This window comes from Propionivibrio sp., from assembly GCF_017995515.1.
GTDB lineage: Bacteria > Pseudomonadota > Gammaproteobacteria > Burkholderiales > Rhodocyclaceae > Propionivibrio.
Genome location: NZ_JAGOIT010000003.1, coordinates 53,921 through 71,113, shown reverse-complemented (window position 1 = coordinate 71,113; position 17,193 = coordinate 53,921). Strand labels below are relative to the sequence as shown.

Genomic DNA, 17,193 nt, shown 5'->3' with positions numbered 1-17,193 from the left:
GCTCACCGCGCTCACCGTCAGGGCGTCGCCGTCGGCGTCGCTGTCGTTGCTGCGCACGGCGATCGTGACCGGCGTTTCTTCGTTCGTCGAGACCGTGTCGTTCGCTGCGACCGGGGCGTCGTTGACGGCGTCGTTCACGGGCTTGGCGGTAGCTTCCACAGCAACACCGCCATTCACATTCTCCTCAACAAGCGCCGATCTCGCCGTCTCGGTCTCATACTCGTAACTGAGCGAGTCAACGCTCTCTGCAATCCGCAACAACCGGACAAAGGTCGGGCCGCCGTCACTCCCGCCAGCAGCTTCGCCCGCAGCTGTTTCCTCTAGCAGCGCATCGAGATTGCCGCCTTCGTTGATTGCCTGGATGATCCGGTTCGTGTCGTCGCTAGCCGCGAGGAGGGCCGAATCGGTGGCGTCAGCCTTGGAATCACCCGCGACTTCGGCGTCGACGGTCAGGACTTCGTTTTCGCGCAACGTCAGGAGTCGCCCGTCTTCGGTCGCCAGGTCGACCTGCGAACCGGGCAGCGCGACCAGAATCTCGCCTTCGAATACCGGGTCACCGATTTTCAGTTCGCGCATGGAGCCGTCTTCGCTCTTGGCGAAGACTTTTCCTTGAATGGCGGAAACGCGAGCGACGGGGGTATTGGCAGCCATGCTGGAACCTCGAGACGGAAGAATTGATTGCGCGACGATACGCAGATCGTCGCGAGCCGCCTACTGTACCGAAGTACGATAGCCGGAAACCCTTGCCCGATAAGGATCAGCGGGGATTTTCGATGCCGTTGATGATGAGCGAGAGCTGCAGGCGGTCGCGCGCGCCGAGCTTTTCCAGCATGGCGCCGACGTGCGCCTTGACGGTACGCTCGGTGATCTCGAGCTGGCGGGCGATTTCCTTGTTGCTGGCGCCTTTGGCGAGCAGGACGGCAGTTTCCTGTTCGCGCGGTGTCAAAGGCGCACGCCACGCCTGCTCATCGACCTCACCTGCTGGCACGAGGCGCGCGGTCGCCGTCAGCAGGCGCTGCATGAGCCCACGGCCGACCCAGATTCCGCCGTTCTCGACGACGGTGGCGACCTGCCGGAGCACCTCTGGCGCGGCATGTCCGTTGCAGTACCCCGCAGCGCCGGCGGCCAGCGCGGCCATGGCTTCGTCCTGGGAAGGTTCGTCGGCAAGTAGAACGAGCGGGCGTCCGGAAAGGTGGCCTGCAAGCCCGACGATCACCTCGGCCGCGCCGCGGCCCGCCGGCTGCAAGAGCCAGACGAGGCCGTCGCCAAGCGGCGGTGCATCCAGTCGGGCGGCCGCAAGTTCGGGAAAGGCTTCGCACCAGTTGTCCCGCTTGCGCGCGTCAATCGAAAGAAAAACTGGCGCCATCTTCACCGTTCGGACAAGGCCCGCGCCTTGGCGCGCAGCACGGGTTTCAGCAGATACGAGAGGACGCTCTTCTCGCCGGTAATGATATCGACCTCGGCGACCATCCCCGGAATCACCGGCAGGTTGTTGCCAAGCGTGGGGCGGTCGGTGCGCACGCGCACGGTGTAGAAGGCGTTGCCCTTTTCGTCGACGATCGAGTCGGCGCCGATGTGTTCGAGCTTGCCTTCCAGCCCACCGTAGATCGAGAAATCATAGGCGGTGAACTTGACGACGGCCTTTTGCCCAGGACGCAGGAAGGCAATGTCGCGCGGCAGGACGCGCGCTTCGAGCAGCAGGTTGTCTTCGAGCGGGACGACCTCGACGACGTCCTTGCCCGGCTGCACGACACCGCCGACCGTATTGATCAGCAGACGCTTGACCGTGCCCTTGACCGGCGAACGCAGTACCGAGCGCGTCACCTTGTCCGACAGACCGACGCTGCCCTCGGCCAGACTGTTGAGCTTGGCCATGGTTTCAGCGAGTTCCTTCCCGGCCTCGTTGCGGAAAGCCAGGCTCACTTCTTCCAGCTTGTGATTGGCTTCGCTGATCGACGCCTGGATGCGCGTGCTCTGCGCTGCCGCCATGTCGCGTTCGCCGCGGAAACGTCCGACATCGCGCTCAAGACGTAGCAACTCGACTTCCGACACGGCACCCGATTCGATCAATGGCTTCGTCACTGATAGCTCCTTCGCCGAGATTTCGTAGGCACGCGCGGCCTGCTCGTACTTGGCGCGGACTTCGACGAGTTCCTGCTGACGCTGCGACAGCTGCTGGCGGGCGATCGACTGTGTCGTCTCCAGCTCGGTGCGGCGCGATTCGTAGAGACGGCGCTCTTCTTCAACCGTTTTCGGGTCTTCCTTCTCCACCTCGGCCGGCACGACGAATGGCGTTCCTTCGCTCAAGGCTTTCAGGCGCGCTGCCTTGGCGACGAGCGCCGTGTATTGCACGCGGTTCTCGCGCACCGACGAGGCAAAGCGCGTCTGGTCGATGCGCAGCAGGATCTGCTCGGGCTCGACGACGTCGCCTTCGTGCACGAGGATCTCCGACACCACACCGCCATCCAGGCTCTGCAGCACTTGCAGCTGCCGAGACGGAATCACCTTGCCCTCGCCGCGCGTGACTTCGTCGATCCGGCTTACCGCCGACCACATCAGCGCAATCGCGAAAGCGACGCCGACCGTCCTCAAGAGCACGCGGGCACGCAACGGCTCCTGTTGCAGGATGGCGTAGTCGGTATCGGCGGCGAACCCCTGCTGTTCACGCTCCTTTTGCGCCACATCCATGCGCGCGAGCCAGCGGTCAGCGCTGGGCTGCAACGGCACACGCACGGCTTCGAGCACTTTGAGCAGGCGAGCGCCGATCGCCATCAGGCGCGAATGGGTTGAACCCGACTTCTGGCTCATTGCGCCCTCCCGATGCGTCCCGATTGCAGCGCCTGGACGACCTTTTCGCGCGGCCCGTCGGCGACGATCCGCCCGTCGTCAACGACGATCATGCGCGTCGCCAGATCGATCAGGCTGCTGCGGTGGGTCACGATCACCATCGTCTTGTGCGCGGCAAAGCGGCGCAGACGTTCCTTGAACGCGGCTTCGGTCGTGAAGTCCATGGCGCTCGTCGGCTCGTCGAAGAAGAGCACCGGCGGGTCCATCAGCACCGCGCGCGCGATCGCGACTTCCTGCCGCTGCCCACCCGACAAGGACTCGCCGCGCTCGCCGATGAGCATGTCAAAACCTTTCGGATGCCGATTGACGAATTGCGTGAGCCCGGCGACCTCCGCCGCATGGACGATAGCCGAATCGTCGGCATACGGCGCGCCGATGGCGATGTTCTCGCGCAGCGTGCCGTAGAAGAGCGTCGCGTCCTGGCCGACGAAGCCGACGTTGCGGCGCAGATCGGCCGGGTCGAGCTGACGCAGGTCGATGCCGTCGATGCGCACGGCACCCGCGGTCGGCTGGTAGAGGCCGAGCATCAGCTTCTGCAGCGTCGTCTTGCCGGAGCCGGTGCGCCCGAGAATCACCACATGTTCGCCCGGCGCAACGCGCAGGGAGACATTCTGCAAGGCGGGCTCATCCTGCCCCGGATAGCTGAAGGAGACGTCGCGAAATTCGATCTCGCCTTCGATTTCGGGGCGATGGATGAACGCTAGGGCATCAGGCCGTTCGACCGGCTGCGCCATCAGCTTGTCGAGCGTCTCGAGCGACATGCGCGCGTTCTGGAACTGCATCAGCATGCCGACCGCCTGACCGAGCGGGGCAATGGCCCGCCCGCCGAGCATGTTGACGGCGATCAACCCACCCATCGTCAACAGCCGCTCGTGGATCAGGTAAACGCCGGCAACGATCAGGGCGACGCTGACGACCTGCGCGATCGTCGCCGCGCCGTTCGTCGCCGAGGCCGACAGCAGGCGCATCTGCGCGTTGGTGCGCGAGAGGAAGGCGCTCGTCCGTTCCCATTTGTTCTGCACGACGCCTTCGGCGCCCTGCGTCTTGATCGTCTCCAGCGCGGTCAGGCTCTCGACCAGCGCGGCGTTGCGCAAGGCGGCCGCGCGATAGGTCGTCTCCGACAACTCGTGCATCTTGTGCTGGACAACGTAGGCGTAGATCACGCCGACGATCAGCCCGACGATCGGGATCAGCACTAGCGGCCACGAAATCCAGAGGATGACGAGCAGGAAGATCAGGGCGAAGGGAAAGTCGATCAGCGCCGTCACCGTCGCCGAGGCGATGAAATCGCGCACCGATTCGAACGAACGCAGGTTCGAGGCAAACGAGCCGACCGAAGCCGGCTTGGCTTCGAGCCGCATGCCGAGCACGCGTTCCATGATCAAGGCCGAGAGTTTGACGTCGATGCGCGCGCTGGCGAGATCGATGAAGTGCCCACGCAGGAGGCGCATCATGAAATCCATGCCGACCACCAAGAGCACGCCGAGCGCCAGCATCCACAGCGTTTCGGTCGCGTTGTTGGGGACCACGCGGTCGTACACGTTCATCGAAAAGATCGGCATGACCAGCGCAAAAACGTTGATCAGCAAGGCGGCACCGAGTACGTCGCGATAAAGCGGCGCCTGCTCGAGCAAGGCGCCCCAGAACCAGTGGCGCTGCACGACCTTGCCGACCTCCGGCGTACGTGCATCGAAGGTAAAGCGCGGCCGGGCAAAAAGTGCGATGCCGACGTAGCGTTCGGCGAGTTCGCTGCGCGTGAGGGTGACTTCACCCTGGCCGGTCTCGGGAAAGAGCAGGCGCGCCTCGTCTCCGGTCGCGTTCCAGCCGAGCAGGACGCAGGCTTCGTCGCCCTTGAGCAGCAGGATGACCGGCAGCAGCGCGGCGTCGATCGCGTCGAGCTTGCGCCGCACGATCCGGCTCGACAGTCCACCACGTGCCGCAGCGCGCGCAAAGAGCGACGGCGTGAGGCAGCCGCCCGCGAGCGGCAAGCCGGCCGACAGCGCTGCGCGTGTGCTCGGCCGGCCGTGCAGGCGCGTCAGCTCGATCAGGCAGTCGAGCAGCGGGTCGTGATGCAGCAGATCCTCGCGCAGATCCGCCGTGAAATCGCCCACGCCGGATGCGGTTGAAGACTGTGACGGTGTATCCGAGCCGTTTGCCGCCAATGAAGTTCCTCAGTTGAAGTCAGACAAATGAAAACAGTAGAGCTACACGCAAGGCGACAGTCTACGCGAAAGCCGTCAGGCCACGACCAGGTCTTCACCCTTATTTACGAAAGAGGCTTCAAGGCACCTGCCGGCAGCTAACCCTCCCGATCGAAACTTACCTGCCCGTACATCTCGGGATAGTGCGTCGCAATCCAGAAGTCGGCCTCCGATTCGGCGCGTTCCCAGGTCACCGCGCGCAGGGGTTCGCTCCGCAGCTGCCCGCCGTCATCCGGCCACTCGAGCATGTAGCTGCGAAAGCCGCCGCGCGCCTGTTGCCGGATGACGCGCGTCCAGCGCGGCGGCTCGCGGCGCAAGGTCGCCAGCAGGAAATCGAGGCGCAGGCGGTAGAGCGGCCCCTTGCCGCGATGCTGCACGATGTACTCGCCGTCCCTGATGACTTCGTCGACGGCTTGCCACTCGGCGCAGCCCTCGATGATCACGCCGGCGATCCGTCCCTCGTCGTCGCGCACGATCTCGGCGTCGACCTCGTGCGTCGCGTCCTTGTCGCATTCGACCAGGGCGTGCCAAGGCAGCCCGTTCCGCGTCGGCGGCGGGAACGGCAGCGGCCGCTTGCCTTCGCGGATGCGGGCGAAGAGCGCCGACTTGAGCACGTCCTCGAGTTCGATCAGGGGAAAGGCAGAACGCGGCTGCGAGGGGAAGCTGTGCGCGCCCATGTAGCCGACGTCCCACAGCGTCTTCAGCCACTCCGCCGCGTCGAGCGCGACCTGCGCCAGCTGCTCGTCGAACTGGCGGACGCGATTGCACGTATCGGCAGCGGGCGCACCCGCGCCGGCGCCGGCCGCGAGCAAGTCCGCCTCGCGCATGCGCGCGCGCAGACATTCGTCGAACAAGCGCCTGACCCACTCGGCGTCGGCCGGCACCAGCGCGTCGATGCGTTCGGAAAAAGCCATCAGCTCTTCCGCGTCGAGCGGCTCGCCCGCCTCCACCTCCCGGCCCATCGTTTCATGCATGTCTTTATCTCCTTTTTTGACCGGCGGAGTTTAGCGTTTGCCGACCGCCGACGATAGCCGCTCTTGCTTTGAGCGACCGGAATTTCCGTTAAAATCCATGCCCTTGGTTCATTCTTCCTGTGGAGCCGAACTTGATTGGTAAAACGGTATTGATCACCGGCGCGGCAAAGCGGGTCGGATGCTCGATCGCGCGCGAACTGCACGCGGCCGGCGCCAATATCGTCGTGCACTACCGGCTCGCCGCCGAGGCGGCCGAAACGCTCGTCGGCGAGCTGAACGCGCTCCGCGCCGATTCCGCCGCCTGTTTTCAGACCGATCTGCTCGATCACACGGCGCTGCCTGGTCTCGTCGACTACGCATTGCACCGCTTCGCGCGGCTCGACGCGCTGGTCAACAACGCCTCGAGTTTCTTCCCGACGCCGCTCGCGGCGATCGACCAGGCGGCGTGGGACGACCTGATCGGCAGCAATCTCAAGGCGCCGCTCTTCCTGACCCAGGCCGCGGCACCGTATCTGAAGGCCGCACACGGTGCCGTCGTCAATATCACCGACATCCACGCCGAGCGCCCGCTCGCCGGATTTCCGCTGTATTGCGCGGCCAAGGCCGGCCTGCTCGGACTGACCCGCGCGCTGGCCATCGAGCTGGCACCGGAGGTGCGCGTCAACGCGGTCGCGCCCGGTCCGATCCTGTGGCCCGAGGACGCGAGCTTCGACCCGTCGGCGCGCGACCACATCATCGAGCACACGCTGCTCAAGCGCTCGGGAAGCCCGCAGGACATCGCGCGCACGGTGAACTTCCTGCTCAACGCTGCGCCTTACGTGACGGGACAGGTGATCAACGTCGACGGCGGAAGGACGGCGCATCTCTAGTTTCGTTTCATCACGGTACAACCCGCAGTTCAATTCAATCCCTAGAGGTCCGGTGGAAAATTCAAAGAATCTTCAGCGCCTGAAAAAGCGCCTGGAAGGCGATGTCGGCAGAGCCATCGCTGATTACAACATGATCGAACACGGCGATACGCTGCTCGTCTGCATCTCGGGCGGCAAGGATTCCTATGCCATGCTCTCGCTGCTGATGGCGATGCAGCAGCGCGCGCCGGTCGATTTCCGCCTGATCGCGATGAATCTCGACCAGAAGCAGCCGGGCTTCCCGGCTGACGTCCTGCCCAACTATCTGGCCGGACTCGGCGTCGAATATCGCATCGTCGAGCAGGACACCTACTCGATCGTCAAGGAGAAGATCCCCGAGGGCAAAACCACCTGCTCGCTCTGCTCGCGCCTGCGCCGCGGTGTCATCTATCGCACGGCGAAGGAACTCGGCGCCAACAAGATTGCGCTCGGCCATCACCGCGACGACATTGTGCATACGCTCTTCCTCAACCTGCTCTTCGGCGGCAAACTCAAGGCCATGCCGCCGAAGTTGGTGACGGACGACGGCGCGCACGTCGTCATCCGCCCGCTGGCCTACTGCGGCGAGAACGACGTCGCGAAGTTCGCGCGCGGCATGGAATTCCCGATCATCCCGTGCAACCTGTGTGGTTCGCAGAAGAACCTGCAACGGCAGAAGGTCCGCGAAATGATGGCTGACTGGGATCAGCGCTATCCCGGGCGTACCGAATCGGTCTTCACCGCGCTGCAGAACATCGTCCCGTCGCACCTGGCCGACAACAACCTGTTCGACTTCAAGGGCCTGCGCGTCGGCAGCGCCCTGGACCAAATGGATGGTGGCGACATCGTGTTCGACGAACCTCAACTCGCCGACAAGGCTTCGTTGTCGCCGTTCGGCACATTCAATTTGATTAGCGCGTGAGGCGAAATCAAGGGCCGTTTGCTATGATTGGGCTAGGGCGATGGACTGCGCTGTAGCCACCATAACGCCGAGATGAGCAGCGAAGCTTCCGAACAATCGTCTGGCGGGACCGAAACCGCCTTTTCAGGAAACGGAATCATCATGGAAGTTGTGCCGCTCCACGTATCCGTTTTGCTCGCCGATGTGTCCGGCAGCGCTCGCCTGCACGAGAAACTCGGCAAGGCCGAGGCATTGCGCGCCGTCGACCGCTGCATGAGGCGCATAGAGCGGACCGTCGAAGGCTTCAACGGCCGAATCGTCAAGATCGTCGGCGACGAGTTGATGGCGACTTTTCCGTATGCCGACGAAGCGCTCCAAGCCGCGGTCGATATGCAGCAACGCATTGCCGATCTGCCGCCCGTGTCCGGCGTGAAGCTCGAAATCCGCGTCGGCTTCGCGCACGGCGAAGTCAGTGAAGAAGCCGGCGCGCTCGTTGGCGAGACCGTCAATGTCGCCGCTTCGCTCGCCGGAATGGCCAAGCCCGGACAGATACTGACGAGTCAGGCAAGCCTCGCGACGCTCTCGCCTCCCCTGCTCAAGCTGACCCGCGAACTCGCCACACCTCCCGCTGATGGAAAGCTCGCGGCGACGGCGATCAGCGAGGTAGTCGTGCACGAACTGCACGAATCGGCGACAAACCACGCGCCAACCCGGCGCAGCGAAGACGAACCGGGGGGCAGCAAAGTCCGCATTCAGTACAAGGCGCAAGTGCTCGTGCTTGAACGGAACGCTTCCGCCATCAGCCTGGGGCGTGACCAGGATTGCGATGTGGTCATCCACGACCGGCGCGCCTCGCGCAAGCACGCGTCAATCGAATGGCGCAATGGCCATCCGTTTCTCATCGACCGGAGCACCAACGGCACGTTCGTCGCGCTCGGAAACAACCCGGAGGTCTTCCTCCGCCGGTCGGAAGTCGCGCTACGCGGCAAGGGAACCATCTGTTTAGCCGGCTCGGCCACCGCACCGGAAACGGACATCAAGCGCGATTGCGCCCATTTCGAAGTCTTCGATTAGGCGAAAAAGCAAAAGCCGGTACAGGCGCTCAGCGCTTGTACCGGCTTTTTTCGTTCAGGCGCGATCAGGGTTTATCGGCTTTCTCTGTCTTTTCTGCCTTTGCCGCTTTATCGGCCTTCAGGCAACTGCTCATGAAGGTCTTGCGCTCATCACCCTTGAGCTGTTGCGTTTTCGCGTCGGCATTGCAAGCTTTCATTCGTTCGCGCTGCGCCTGCTGCGCGGGCGTCGGCTCCTTCGTTTCTTTCTCGGCTGCCAGGGAATGGCCGGCAGCAAAGGTGAGAACAACAACGGCAATCAAAGTTTTCAGCATCAGAAACTCCTTGGCTTGGTTGGTGAAGCTTCCGAAATTATAAACAACAACTCTATATATTGTCATCAAGAACTGCTTGTTGTTGGCGATTTATGAATTCGCTCATGCTGTCGATACCACGCATCTGCAAAATGCAGTTGCGCACCGCCGCTTCGAGCAGAACAGCGAGATTGCGCCCCGCCGCGACATGCAGGACCACCTTGCGGATCGGGATACCGAGGATTTCCTGCGATTGGGAGTCAAGCGGCAGGCGCTGAAACTCTTCACCCGCGACCGTCTTGTGCAGGTGAACGATGAGCTTGAGCTTCATTTTTCGGCGCGCCGCCGTTTCACCGAAGACGGTTCGGATGTTCAACAGCCCAAGCCCGCGCACCTCCAGATAGTCGCGCAACATGCCCGGGCAGCGGCCTTCAATCGTCGTCGGCGCGATCCGCGCCAGCTCGACCACATCATCCGCGACAAGACCATGCCCGCGCGAGACGAGTTCGAGCGCGAGTTCGCTCTTGCCGACGCCGGAATCGCCGGTAATCAGGACGCCAAGACCGAAGACATCCATGAAAACGCCGTGCGCCGAAACCGTGTCGGCAAAGCGCCGGGCCAGATACAGGTGCAGCAGGTCGATGACCGCTGAACAGTCCTTCGGGCTGGTAAACAAAGGCGTCTGCATCGCTTCGCAGATCTCGCGCCCACCGGGCAGCGGTTCAAGGCCGTCGGCGACGATCAGCGCCGGCGGTTTGGCGACCATCAGGTCGCTGAGCTGACGTAGCCAGCGCTCTTCGCCGACCTGCTCAAGCCAGCGTTGCTCGGCTTTGCCGATCACCTGAACACGATGGCTGTAAATCAGGTTGAGGTGCCCCACGACGTCCGGGCCGTAAATTTCCATGTCCCTGAGCTCAACCAGTCGCTCGACACCCACGGCCGCCACCCAGCTGAGTCTGAGCTTGTCGATGTGGTCTTCGTAAAGCTGGGTAATGCTCAGAGTACGTGTGGCAATCATGCTGACGCGACCTTTAGTTGGCGAAAATCCTGCGCACGGATTCGGGACTGTCGGCCTTGCAGAGTGCTTCCCGGCATTGGCTATCGGAGAAACGCTCGGCCAGTTCAGAGAGGATTTGCAGATGCTGCTCCGTTGCCAGTTCGGGAACGAGCAGCACGAATAGCAGATTGACCGGTATGCCATCGGGCGAGTCGAAGGCAACGGGCGTTGTCAGCCGCAAAAAAGCGCCGCTGGCTTCTTTCAGCCCTTTGATCCGGCCGTGCGGGATGGCGATTCCGCGCCCGAGTCCGGTCGAACCGAGCTTTTCACGGGCAAAAAGGCTGTCGAAAACGGTACTGCTGGCGATGCCCTGATTGTTTTCAAAGAGCAAGCCGGCTTGTTCGAAGACGCGCTTTTTACTACTCGCATCGAGGTCGAGCAGGATGTTTTCGGGCGGCAGGAGTTGATTGATCTGGCTCATACAGTATTGCTGGAGATGTTTTGAGCTGAAAGCTTGGAAAAAAAACAAAAGCCCAAATTAAAAAGGCGGATTCGACCTGCCGGTCGAATCCGCCGTGATTATGCTACTTATTCGGCTTCGGCGTGGTTCATTTTCTCGCCACGATGATGGTCCTGCAGTTTCTGTTTGTGCTTCTGAATCTGACGATCGAGCTTGTCGCCGAGGCCGTCGATGGCAGCATAAAGATCCTCGTCGATCGCTTCGACGAAAATGTCCTTGCCAGGCAGGTGCACGGTCACTTCGGCCTTCTGCTTGAGTTTCTCGACCGACAGGATCACGTTCACATCGATCACGTGGTCGAAGTGGCGCTTAACACGCTCAAGCTTGCTCGTCACGTAGTCATGGAGAGCCGGAGTAATCTCAAGATGGTGTCCACTGATCTGCAGGTTCATGGTTTGGCTCCTTTTCAAGGTGATAGCCGCTTGCGCGACTGTCGGTTCTCCCCTAGCCAACTCGCTGGAGATGGATCGGGGTTGAGGGTAAGCGCATCGCCTTCATCTTCGCTTTGGTCGTTTCAGCAATGCAATCAAATGGATTTGCGCAGTTTGACCGGCGCGATATTCAGGGACTCCCGATACTTGGCAATGGTCCGCCGCGCGACAACGATCCCCTGTTGCCCGAGGAGTTCGGAAATCTGGCTGTCGGACAACGGCTTCTTCGAGTCCTCCACGCCGACGAGTTGCTTGATCAGCGCCCGGATCGCCGTCGCCGAACACGCTCCACCGGCCTCAGTCGCCACATGGCTACCGAAAAAGTACTTCAACTCAAAGATACCACGCGGCGTCGCCATGTACTTCTGCGTCGTTACACGCGACACCGTTGATTCGTGCAGGCCGAGCGTATCGGCGATCTCGCGCAGCACCAAGGGCCGCATCGCCACTTCGCCGTGGTCGAAGAACTGGCGCTGACGGTCGACGATGGACTGTGCCACGCGCAGGATCGTGTCAAAGCGCTGCTGCACGTTTTTGATCAGCCAGCGCGCTTCCTGCAGTTGCCCGGCCAAACCGGAACCACGATGACGTGAAAGGATTTGCGCGTACATGCTGTTGATGCGCAACCGCGGGAAGGCGTCGGAGTTGATATTCACCGTCCACTGCCCGCGAATCTTGCGCACGACAACGTCGGGCGTGATGTAGCGCGCGTCGAGCGCCGCATACTGTGAACCGGGTCGCGGATTCAGGCTGCGAATGAGGAACTGGGCATCGCGCAGCTGATCGTCATCGCAGTCAATCTGTTTCTTCAGCTTCGTGAAGTCACGACCAGCGAGCAGATCGAGATGGTTGCGCACGATCTTCAAGGCCAGTAGCTGCGTCAAGTCCTCCGGCAGAGCCAAGAGTTGCAATGCCAGGCATTCCTGCGCATTGCGCGCGCCAACCCCCGTCGGGTCGAAATGCTGCAAGCGACGCAAGGCGATCAGCAACTCGTCCGGCTCGATTTCGAGTTCGGCCGGGAGCGTTTCCGCCAGATCCTCCAGCGACTGGGTCAGGTAACCGTCGTCGTCGAGCGCGTCGATCAGACATTGGACCAGCGTGCTGTCCCGTTCGGGAATGTTCATCAGGCCCAACTGCCAGGTCAGATGTTCGCGCAGCGAGGTCGTCGCCGCCTGCACATCCTGGAAGTCGCTGTCGTCGTCGTCAAAATTGCCGGACGAAGTTGCGTACGTGCTTTCCTCGCCCAGCCAACTCTCCTCGTCGGCCGAGGCTGGTGATTCAGCCGGTTCCGAGTCGGTTTTCTCCGCTGCGGATTCTGTATCATTCGAGCCAGGCGCACTCGGGGGCGGTGCGTATTCCTCCTCCTGGCGCTCAAGCAGCGGATTTTCGAGGAGATATTTCTCCAGCTCCTGCTCGAGTTCAAGCGTCGACAGTTGCAGCAATCGTATCGACTGCTGCAACTGCGGTGTCAGCGCGAGATGCTGTGACAGCTTGAGCTGGAGGGATGGCTTCATTGTCGGTGCCTGATCAGCTGCCGGATTGAGGGAGGCTACCGCTTATTCTTTGACTCCCGCAGCAACAAATCACGTTCAGAGGCGGAAGTTCTCGCCCAGATATACTTTCCGGACATTTTCATTATAAATGATTTCATCCGGACGGCCAGCCGCGAGCACGCTTCCCTCGTTGAGGATATAGGCGTGATCGCAGATACCGAGCGTCTCGCGCACGTTGTGATCGGTGATCAGGACGCCGATTCCGCGCTCCTTGAGGAAGCGGATGATCTTCTGGATATCGAGCACGGCGATCGGATCGACGCCGGCGAACGGCTCATCGAGCAGAATGAAACGCGGATCGGTAGACAAGGCGCGGGCAATCTCGACACGCCGGCGTTCACCGCCCGACAGCGACGCGGCGGAGCTGTTGCGAATGTGCCCGATGTGAAGTTCCTCGAGCAGTTCTTCTGCACGACTCTCCATGACCGCCGGAGTCAGGTTCTGCAATTCGAGAACGGCCTGGATGTTTTCGATGACCGTCAGCTTGCGAAAGACCGACGCCTCCTGCGGCAGATAGGAAACGCCGAGCCTGGCGCGCCGGTGGATCGGCAAGTGCGTGATCTTCGTCTCGTCGATGAACACGTCGCCCCCATCACAGGCGACCAGGCCGACGACCATGTAGAAACAGGTCGTCTTCCCGGCGCCGTTCGGCCCGAGCAGACCGACCACTTCGCCGCTGCGTACCTCGAGCGAGACGTCCTGAACGACCGTTCTTTTCTTGTAGATCTTCTTCAGGTTGCGCGTGGTCAGCAGGCTCTGCGCACGTTGCGGATCATTGCCTTCAATGTGGAGGGACATCGTCAATCGTCTTCAAAATCGCCACGCAGCACGCGGCGGACAGTCTCCGCGGAAAATCCGCGGCTCATCAGGAAGCGGCTCTGGCGCGCCCGCTCGTGGGCATCGCCTGCGCACGGCTTTCCCGCAAACTTCTTTTCCCAGATCTGGCGCGCCCGGGTCAATTCATCTTCACCACCGGCTAACGCAGCGTCGACCAGCTCATCGGCAACGCCCTGCGTACGCAGTTCAAAGGCCAGCCTCGCGTCGCCAAAGCGGGCTCGTCGCGCGCCAACTCTGGCTTCGACATAGCGCGCATCCGATAGCAGACGCCTTGCCGTCAGATCGTTCAGCAGGATGTCGACTTCCTCGACCGACTCCGCGTACGGCGCCAGTTTGCGCGCCAACTCAGCGCGTGCATGCTCGCGCCGCACGAGCATGCGTATCGCCCGTTCGCGCAGGGAGACGCTCATCCTTGCTTCTTATTCGGTGGCGGCTGCGCCAACGGGTTTGGCCGACGGCACGTTCACGGCGGCACGGATCTTCGCCTCAATCTCCTCGGCGATCGCCGGGTTGGCCTTCAGGAACTCGCGCGCGTTGTCCTTGCCCTGACCGATTTTCTCGCCGTTGTAGGCGTACCAGGAGCCCGATTTTTCGACCAGCTTGTGCGCGACGCCGAGTTCGATGATCTCGCCTTCGCGCGACGTACCTTCACCGTAGAGGATGTCGAAGATCGCTTCGCGAAACGGCGGCGACACCTTGTTCTTGACGATCTTGACGCGCGTTTCGTTGCCGACCACTTCGTCGCCCTTCTTGATGCCACCGATGCGGCGAATGTCGAGGCGCACCGAGGCGTAGAACTTGAGCGCATTGCCGCCGGTCGTCGTTTCCGGGCTGCCGAACATGACGCCAATCTTCATGCGGATCTGGTTGATGAAGATGACCAGCGTGTTGGTGCGGTTGATGTTCCCCGTCAGCTTGCGCAGCGCCTGACTCATCAGGCGGGCGTGCAGACCGGGCAGCGAGTCACCCATCTCGCCTTCGATTTCGGCCTTCGGCACGAGTGCGGCGACCGAGTCGATGACGACGACGTCGACACTGCCGGAGCGCACCAGCATGTCGGCGATTTCGAGCGCTTGCTCGCCGGTGTCCGGCTGCGAGATCAAGAGGTCGTCGAGATTGACGCCAAGCTTTTGTGCGTACGTCGGATCAAGTGCGTGTTCGGCGTCGATGAAGGCCGCCGTGCCGCCCAGTTTCTGCATTTCGGCAATAACTTGCAGGGTCAGCGTGGTTTTACCCGACGATTCCGGTCCGTAGATTTCGACGACGCGGCCGCGCGGCAGACCGCCGATGCCGAGCGCGATGTCGAGGCCGAGCGAACCGGTCGAGACGACCTGGATGTCGTTGGCGATGCTGCCGTCGCCCATCTTCATGATCGAGCCCTTGCCAAACTGCTTCTCGATCTGCGCCAGCGCCGCGGCGAGTGCTTTTGCCTTGTTGTCGTCCATTTCTTGTCCTTTGTCCTGATCGGCGGAAATTATCTCATGTTCGACCGGCGTTGAAGCTGCGCCCGAACGTCACGGCCAATTACTGTGATTATATACAGCAATCTGGACAAGAAACAGTAATCGACATAACGCGGCTTGCGTCTCGCTCACACCCTGGTAAGCAGACGCGCCTCCAGGAGATCGAGCAGGAACAGGATTTCGCGCGCAATCGACAGCGGGAACCCTGTGCGTTGGCCGTTACGCGTATCGCGCAGCAAGTGCTTCAGGTAGGTCAGGCCCTCGTTCGTGCCCCAGGTTTTGGCGATGCCTTCCCGGACATGAGGGAATGTCCCGACCGTGGGCAGTTTCTGCAGGATGTCGTCAATCGACAACTCGCTCTCGTCGAGCGGCTCGATTTTCTCGCCAAGGCACGCGCCGGCCTCGTCCCAACTTGCCGGCGCCACGTTGAAGTGCGACCGGAGGCGCGTCGAGCAGTCGACGAACTCGTCGCGCATATCGTTCATCCGGTAGATTTCCAGGAGCTTCAGCCACGGGAGTAGCGACGCGTCCGGGTTATTTTCGAGGTACTCGGCCAGCGCCTGGCACGCCCCCTTGATCCGGCCGAAGGAGACCATGATTTCCGCCAGTTCCAGCACCGTGCCAGAATCGTCGGCTTCTTCCACGTGGCTCACTTCGATCGCAGAGGCCGGCGGAGCCGTTCGTGCGTCATGGTCGTCGTGGAAGGGCAACGGCTTGGAGACGTCGAGCGGAATGTCGGCCTGGAACACGGGCGCCGTCGCCGCAACCTTGCTCTCGACCGCGTCCACGGGATCGGCTCGCGTCAGCGTGTCGTGTACGACGAACGCCCCGGGCGTAGCGCGCAAATCAGATTCAGACGAGTCCGCCGCTACAACGGCCGCTTTACCGGCGCGCGAACGACGCGCCAGCCACCAGGCGAGAAGGCCGGACAAGGCCAGGAGCAAGAGTGTGGGCGGCCACCACACGGGCGCGTCCGTCACCGGAACCGCTGTTGCCGGCTTGACCTTCTCCTTGGGCTGCGCGGCGTCGGCGAGCACTGCCTCATCCGGCGCCTTTGCGGCAAGCGGCGGCTGCGATTGCGCCACGGCCGGGTTCGCCACACTTTCGTTAATCGCCCGCATTTCCCCGAAACGCGCTTCGAGATTGCGCAACTGCTCGGCCAGCTCAAGCTGCTTTTCCGCCTGGAAGACGAGCGCGTTCAAGAGTTTGTATTCAACGCGCAACATAGCGCGCGTGTTGTCGCTGACCTTGTCCGAGAAACCAATCGACAGATCGGATGAATAGCGCAAGGCTGGATCGAAGGCATCGCCGACACTGCCGGCATCGCTTGCTGTAACCGCATCGCCGGAAATCGTCAGACGATCCGACATCTGCCCGGTCGCTGAGACGCTGGCAAGCTCGCCCGGCTTCTGCGCCGGCGGCGAAGACGGTCGGTCTTTGGGTTTCGTCGTCTTGCGTATGACAGGCGCGCGCCGGGTATCGGGGATGAGCAGCGACACCCCGGCGTCCAGCGGCTGCTCCCCCGTTTCGCCGAATTCGACCTGCGGATTGGCCTCGCGCAAGGCGTTGAGAAAGCGCCGTTGCGCGCGTGGCTGGCGCGGGAACAGCGCCTGGGTGATGGACTTTGCCGATTCGCCCTCGACCGACTCCCAGAGCGTCGGATAGGAATCATCGACAGGCGCGACGGAGGGCCGCGGATGCGGTGGATTGTCATGCACCGCCGGCCGGCCACGTCCGTCATCGACATCGGCCGGCACGCCTCCGTCAGTCGGACCCGGATCGATCAACAACGTATAGCTGCGCACCAGCTCGGCGCCACAGCCCACGTGCACATTGATCTGGAGCACGGGTTCATTGATCGTCTGCAACGACGTGATCACCAGCCGGTTGTGGCCTCCACTCTGTTCGAGGCGCAATCGGCCCTGCGTCAGAACGGGCAGGTTCTCGCCGCCTGCCGCCTCGCCCAGGCGAAAACACGTTTCGCCAAGGTTGCCCTGTCCGGGCGCCTCAAGCAGCCCGATCTCGGCACGCAGCGTCTGGCCGAGGCACGAGCGCACGACGAGATCCCCCAAACCCAGCGCCGCGGCATTTCCCGATGTAAACAGGAAGGCCGATAGAACCGCTGCAGTTACGCTACTGCGCAGGGCGTTGGGAGTGAGTGAGAACATCAGAATCCGACGATATATTCCAAGGCGCATTCTAAACGAGGGACTACAGCC

Annotated in this window: 17 protein-coding genes; 3 read left to right on the top strand and 14 right to left on the bottom strand. The window is 62.2% G+C overall.

The window, feature by feature from the left end; genetic code table 11:
- The 5 genes from KBA32_RS01160 to KBA32_RS01140 form a co-directional block, all read right to left on the bottom strand.
- A partial coding sequence (locus KBA32_RS01160; protein WP_294354015.1) for a retention module-containing protein occupies positions 1–651 on the bottom strand: 651 nt, incomplete at its 3' end.
- A gap of 106 nt (positions 652–757) precedes the next feature.
- On the bottom strand, positions 758–1,366 hold the full coding sequence (locus KBA32_RS01155; RefSeq protein ID WP_294354012.1) for a response regulator transcription factor: 609 nt from the start codon (positions 1,364–1,366) through the stop codon (positions 758–760).
- A 2-nt stretch (positions 1,367–1,368) separates the two neighbouring features.
- Positions 1,369–2,808, bottom strand: a complete 1,440-nt coding sequence (locus KBA32_RS01150) for an HlyD family type I secretion periplasmic adaptor subunit (RefSeq protein ID WP_294354010.1) — start codon at positions 2,806–2,808, stop codon at positions 1,369–1,371.
- On the bottom strand, positions 2,805–4,958 hold the full coding sequence (locus KBA32_RS01145; RefSeq protein WP_294354007.1) for a type I secretion system permease/ATPase: 2,154 nt from the start codon (positions 4,956–4,958) through the stop codon (positions 2,805–2,807). Before KBA32_RS01145 ends, KBA32_RS01150 begins: the two co-directional genes overlap by 4 nt.
- A gap of 188 nt (positions 4,959–5,146) precedes the next feature.
- The gene (locus KBA32_RS01140) at positions 5,147–6,022 is read right to left on the bottom strand and encodes a hypothetical protein (protein WP_294354005.1); all 876 of its coding nucleotides are present in this window, start codon (positions 6,020–6,022) and stop codon (positions 5,147–5,149) included.
- 131 nt (positions 6,023–6,153) lie between these two features.
- Here KBA32_RS01140 and KBA32_RS01135 point away from each other — a divergent pair, with 131 nt between their 5' ends.
- The 3 genes from KBA32_RS01135 to KBA32_RS01125 all read left to right on the top strand — a co-directional run bounded on the left by KBA32_RS01135 (position 6,154) and on the right by KBA32_RS01125 (position 8,884).
- Positions 6,154–6,891 carry a pteridine reductase gene (locus KBA32_RS01135; protein ID WP_294354003.1) on the top strand — a complete coding sequence of 246 codons (738 nt, stop codon included), beginning with the start codon at positions 6,154–6,156 and terminating at the stop codon, positions 6,889–6,891.
- A 52-nt stretch (positions 6,892–6,943) separates the two neighbouring features.
- Entirely contained in the window at positions 6,944–7,831 is an 888-nt protein-coding gene (gene ttcA, locus KBA32_RS01130) for a tRNA 2-thiocytidine(32) synthetase TtcA (protein WP_294353999.1), read from the top strand.
- Positions 7,832–7,972: 141 nt separating this feature from the next.
- Positions 7,973–8,884, top strand: a complete 912-nt coding sequence (locus KBA32_RS01125) for an adenylate/guanylate cyclase domain-containing protein (protein WP_294353997.1) — start codon at positions 7,973–7,975, stop codon at positions 8,882–8,884.
- 64 nt (positions 8,885–8,948) lie between these two features.
- On the opposite strand, the gene KBA32_RS01120 is transcribed toward KBA32_RS01125, so the two are convergent.
- From KBA32_RS01120 to KBA32_RS01080, 9 genes are all read right to left on the bottom strand, one after another.
- Complete coding sequence (locus KBA32_RS01120; RefSeq protein WP_294353994.1) at positions 8,949–9,194, bottom strand: PsiF family protein; 246 nt, start codon at positions 9,192–9,194, stop codon at positions 8,949–8,951.
- 52 nt (positions 9,195–9,246) lie between these two features.
- The gene (gene hprK, locus KBA32_RS01115) at positions 9,247–10,191 is read right to left on the bottom strand and encodes an HPr(Ser) kinase/phosphatase (RefSeq protein WP_294353991.1); all 945 of its coding nucleotides are present in this window, start codon (positions 10,189–10,191) and stop codon (positions 9,247–9,249) included.
- Between the two features lie 13 nt (positions 10,192–10,204).
- A complete protein-coding gene (ptsN, locus tag KBA32_RS01110; RefSeq protein WP_294353989.1) occupies positions 10,205–10,651 on the bottom strand; it encodes a PTS IIA-like nitrogen regulatory protein PtsN in 447 nt (148 codons plus the stop codon).
- Between the two features lie 107 nt (positions 10,652–10,758).
- Positions 10,759–11,082 (bottom strand): ribosome-associated translation inhibitor RaiA, encoded by a 324-nt coding sequence (raiA, locus tag KBA32_RS01105; RefSeq protein WP_294353986.1) that lies wholly within the window; start codon positions 11,080–11,082, stop codon positions 10,759–10,761.
- Between the two features lie 134 nt (positions 11,083–11,216).
- Positions 11,217–12,635, bottom strand: coding sequence for an RNA polymerase factor sigma-54 (locus tag KBA32_RS01100; RefSeq protein ID WP_294353983.1), 1,419 nt, complete (start codon positions 12,633–12,635; stop codon positions 11,217–11,219).
- Positions 12,636–12,710: 75 nt separating this feature from the next.
- Positions 12,711–13,472 (bottom strand): LPS export ABC transporter ATP-binding protein, encoded by a 762-nt coding sequence (gene lptB / locus KBA32_RS01095; RefSeq protein WP_294353980.1) that lies wholly within the window; start codon positions 13,470–13,472, stop codon positions 12,711–12,713.
- A gap of 2 nt (positions 13,473–13,474) precedes the next feature.
- Positions 13,475–13,921, bottom strand: a complete 447-nt coding sequence (recX, locus tag KBA32_RS01090) for a recombination regulator RecX (protein WP_294353978.1) — start codon at positions 13,919–13,921, stop codon at positions 13,475–13,477.
- 9 nt (positions 13,922–13,930) lie between these two features.
- Positions 13,931–14,956 carry a recombinase RecA gene (recA, locus tag KBA32_RS01085; RefSeq protein ID WP_294353975.1) on the bottom strand — a complete coding sequence of 342 codons (1,026 nt, stop codon included), beginning with the start codon at positions 14,954–14,956 and terminating at the stop codon, positions 13,931–13,933.
- A 146-nt stretch (positions 14,957–15,102) separates the two neighbouring features.
- Positions 15,103–17,142: a hypothetical protein gene (locus KBA32_RS01080; RefSeq protein ID WP_294353971.1), complete on the bottom strand. Its 2,040-nt coding sequence runs from the start codon at positions 17,140–17,142 to the stop codon at positions 15,103–15,105.
- Positions 17,143–17,193: the final 51 nt, after the last annotated feature.

Bases quoted from the DNA above. Each gene is read 5' to 3' on its own strand.
- KBA32_RS01120 (WP_294353994.1), bottom strand. From the start codon at position 9,194: ATGCTGAAAACTTTGATTGCCGTTGTTGTTCTCACCTTTGCTGCCGGC.
- hprK (WP_294353991.1), bottom strand. From the start codon at position 10,191: ATGATTGCCACACGTACTCTGAGCATTACCCAGCTTTACGAAGACCAC.
- recX (WP_294353978.1), bottom strand. From the start codon at position 13,921: ATGAGCGTCTCCCTGCGCGAACGGGCGATACGCATGCTCGTGCGGCGC.
- KBA32_RS01080 (WP_294353971.1), bottom strand. From the start codon at position 17,142: ATGTTCTCACTCACTCCCAACGCCCTGCGCAGTAGCGTAACTGCAGCG.
- KBA32_RS01100 (WP_294353983.1), bottom strand. From the start codon at position 12,635: ATGAAGCCATCCCTCCAGCTCAAGCTGTCACAGCATCTCGCGCTGACA.
- raiA (WP_294353986.1), bottom strand. From the start codon at position 11,082: ATGAACCTGCAGATCAGTGGACACCATCTTGAGATTACTCCGGCTCTC.
- lptB (WP_294353980.1), bottom strand. From the start codon at position 13,472: ATGTCCCTCCACATTGAAGGCAATGATCCGCAACGTGCGCAGAGCCTG.
- recA (WP_294353975.1), bottom strand. From the start codon at position 14,956: ATGGACGACAACAAGGCAAAAGCACTCGCCGCGGCGCTGGCGCAGATC.
- ptsN (WP_294353989.1), bottom strand. From the start codon at position 10,651: ATGAGCCAGATCAATCAACTCCTGCCGCCCGAAAACATCCTGCTCGAC.
- KBA32_RS01155 (WP_294354012.1), bottom strand. From the start codon at position 1,366: ATGGCGCCAGTTTTTCTTTCGATTGACGCGCGCAAGCGGGACAACTGG.
- KBA32_RS01140 (WP_294354005.1), bottom strand. From the start codon at position 6,022: ATGCATGAAACGATGGGCCGGGAGGTGGAGGCGGGCGAGCCGCTCGAC.
- KBA32_RS01125 (WP_294353997.1), top strand. From the start codon at position 7,973: ATGGAAGTTGTGCCGCTCCACGTATCCGTTTTGCTCGCCGATGTGTCC.
- KBA32_RS01150 (WP_294354010.1), bottom strand. From the start codon at position 2,808: ATGAGCCAGAAGTCGGGTTCAACCCATTCGCGCCTGATGGCGATCGGC.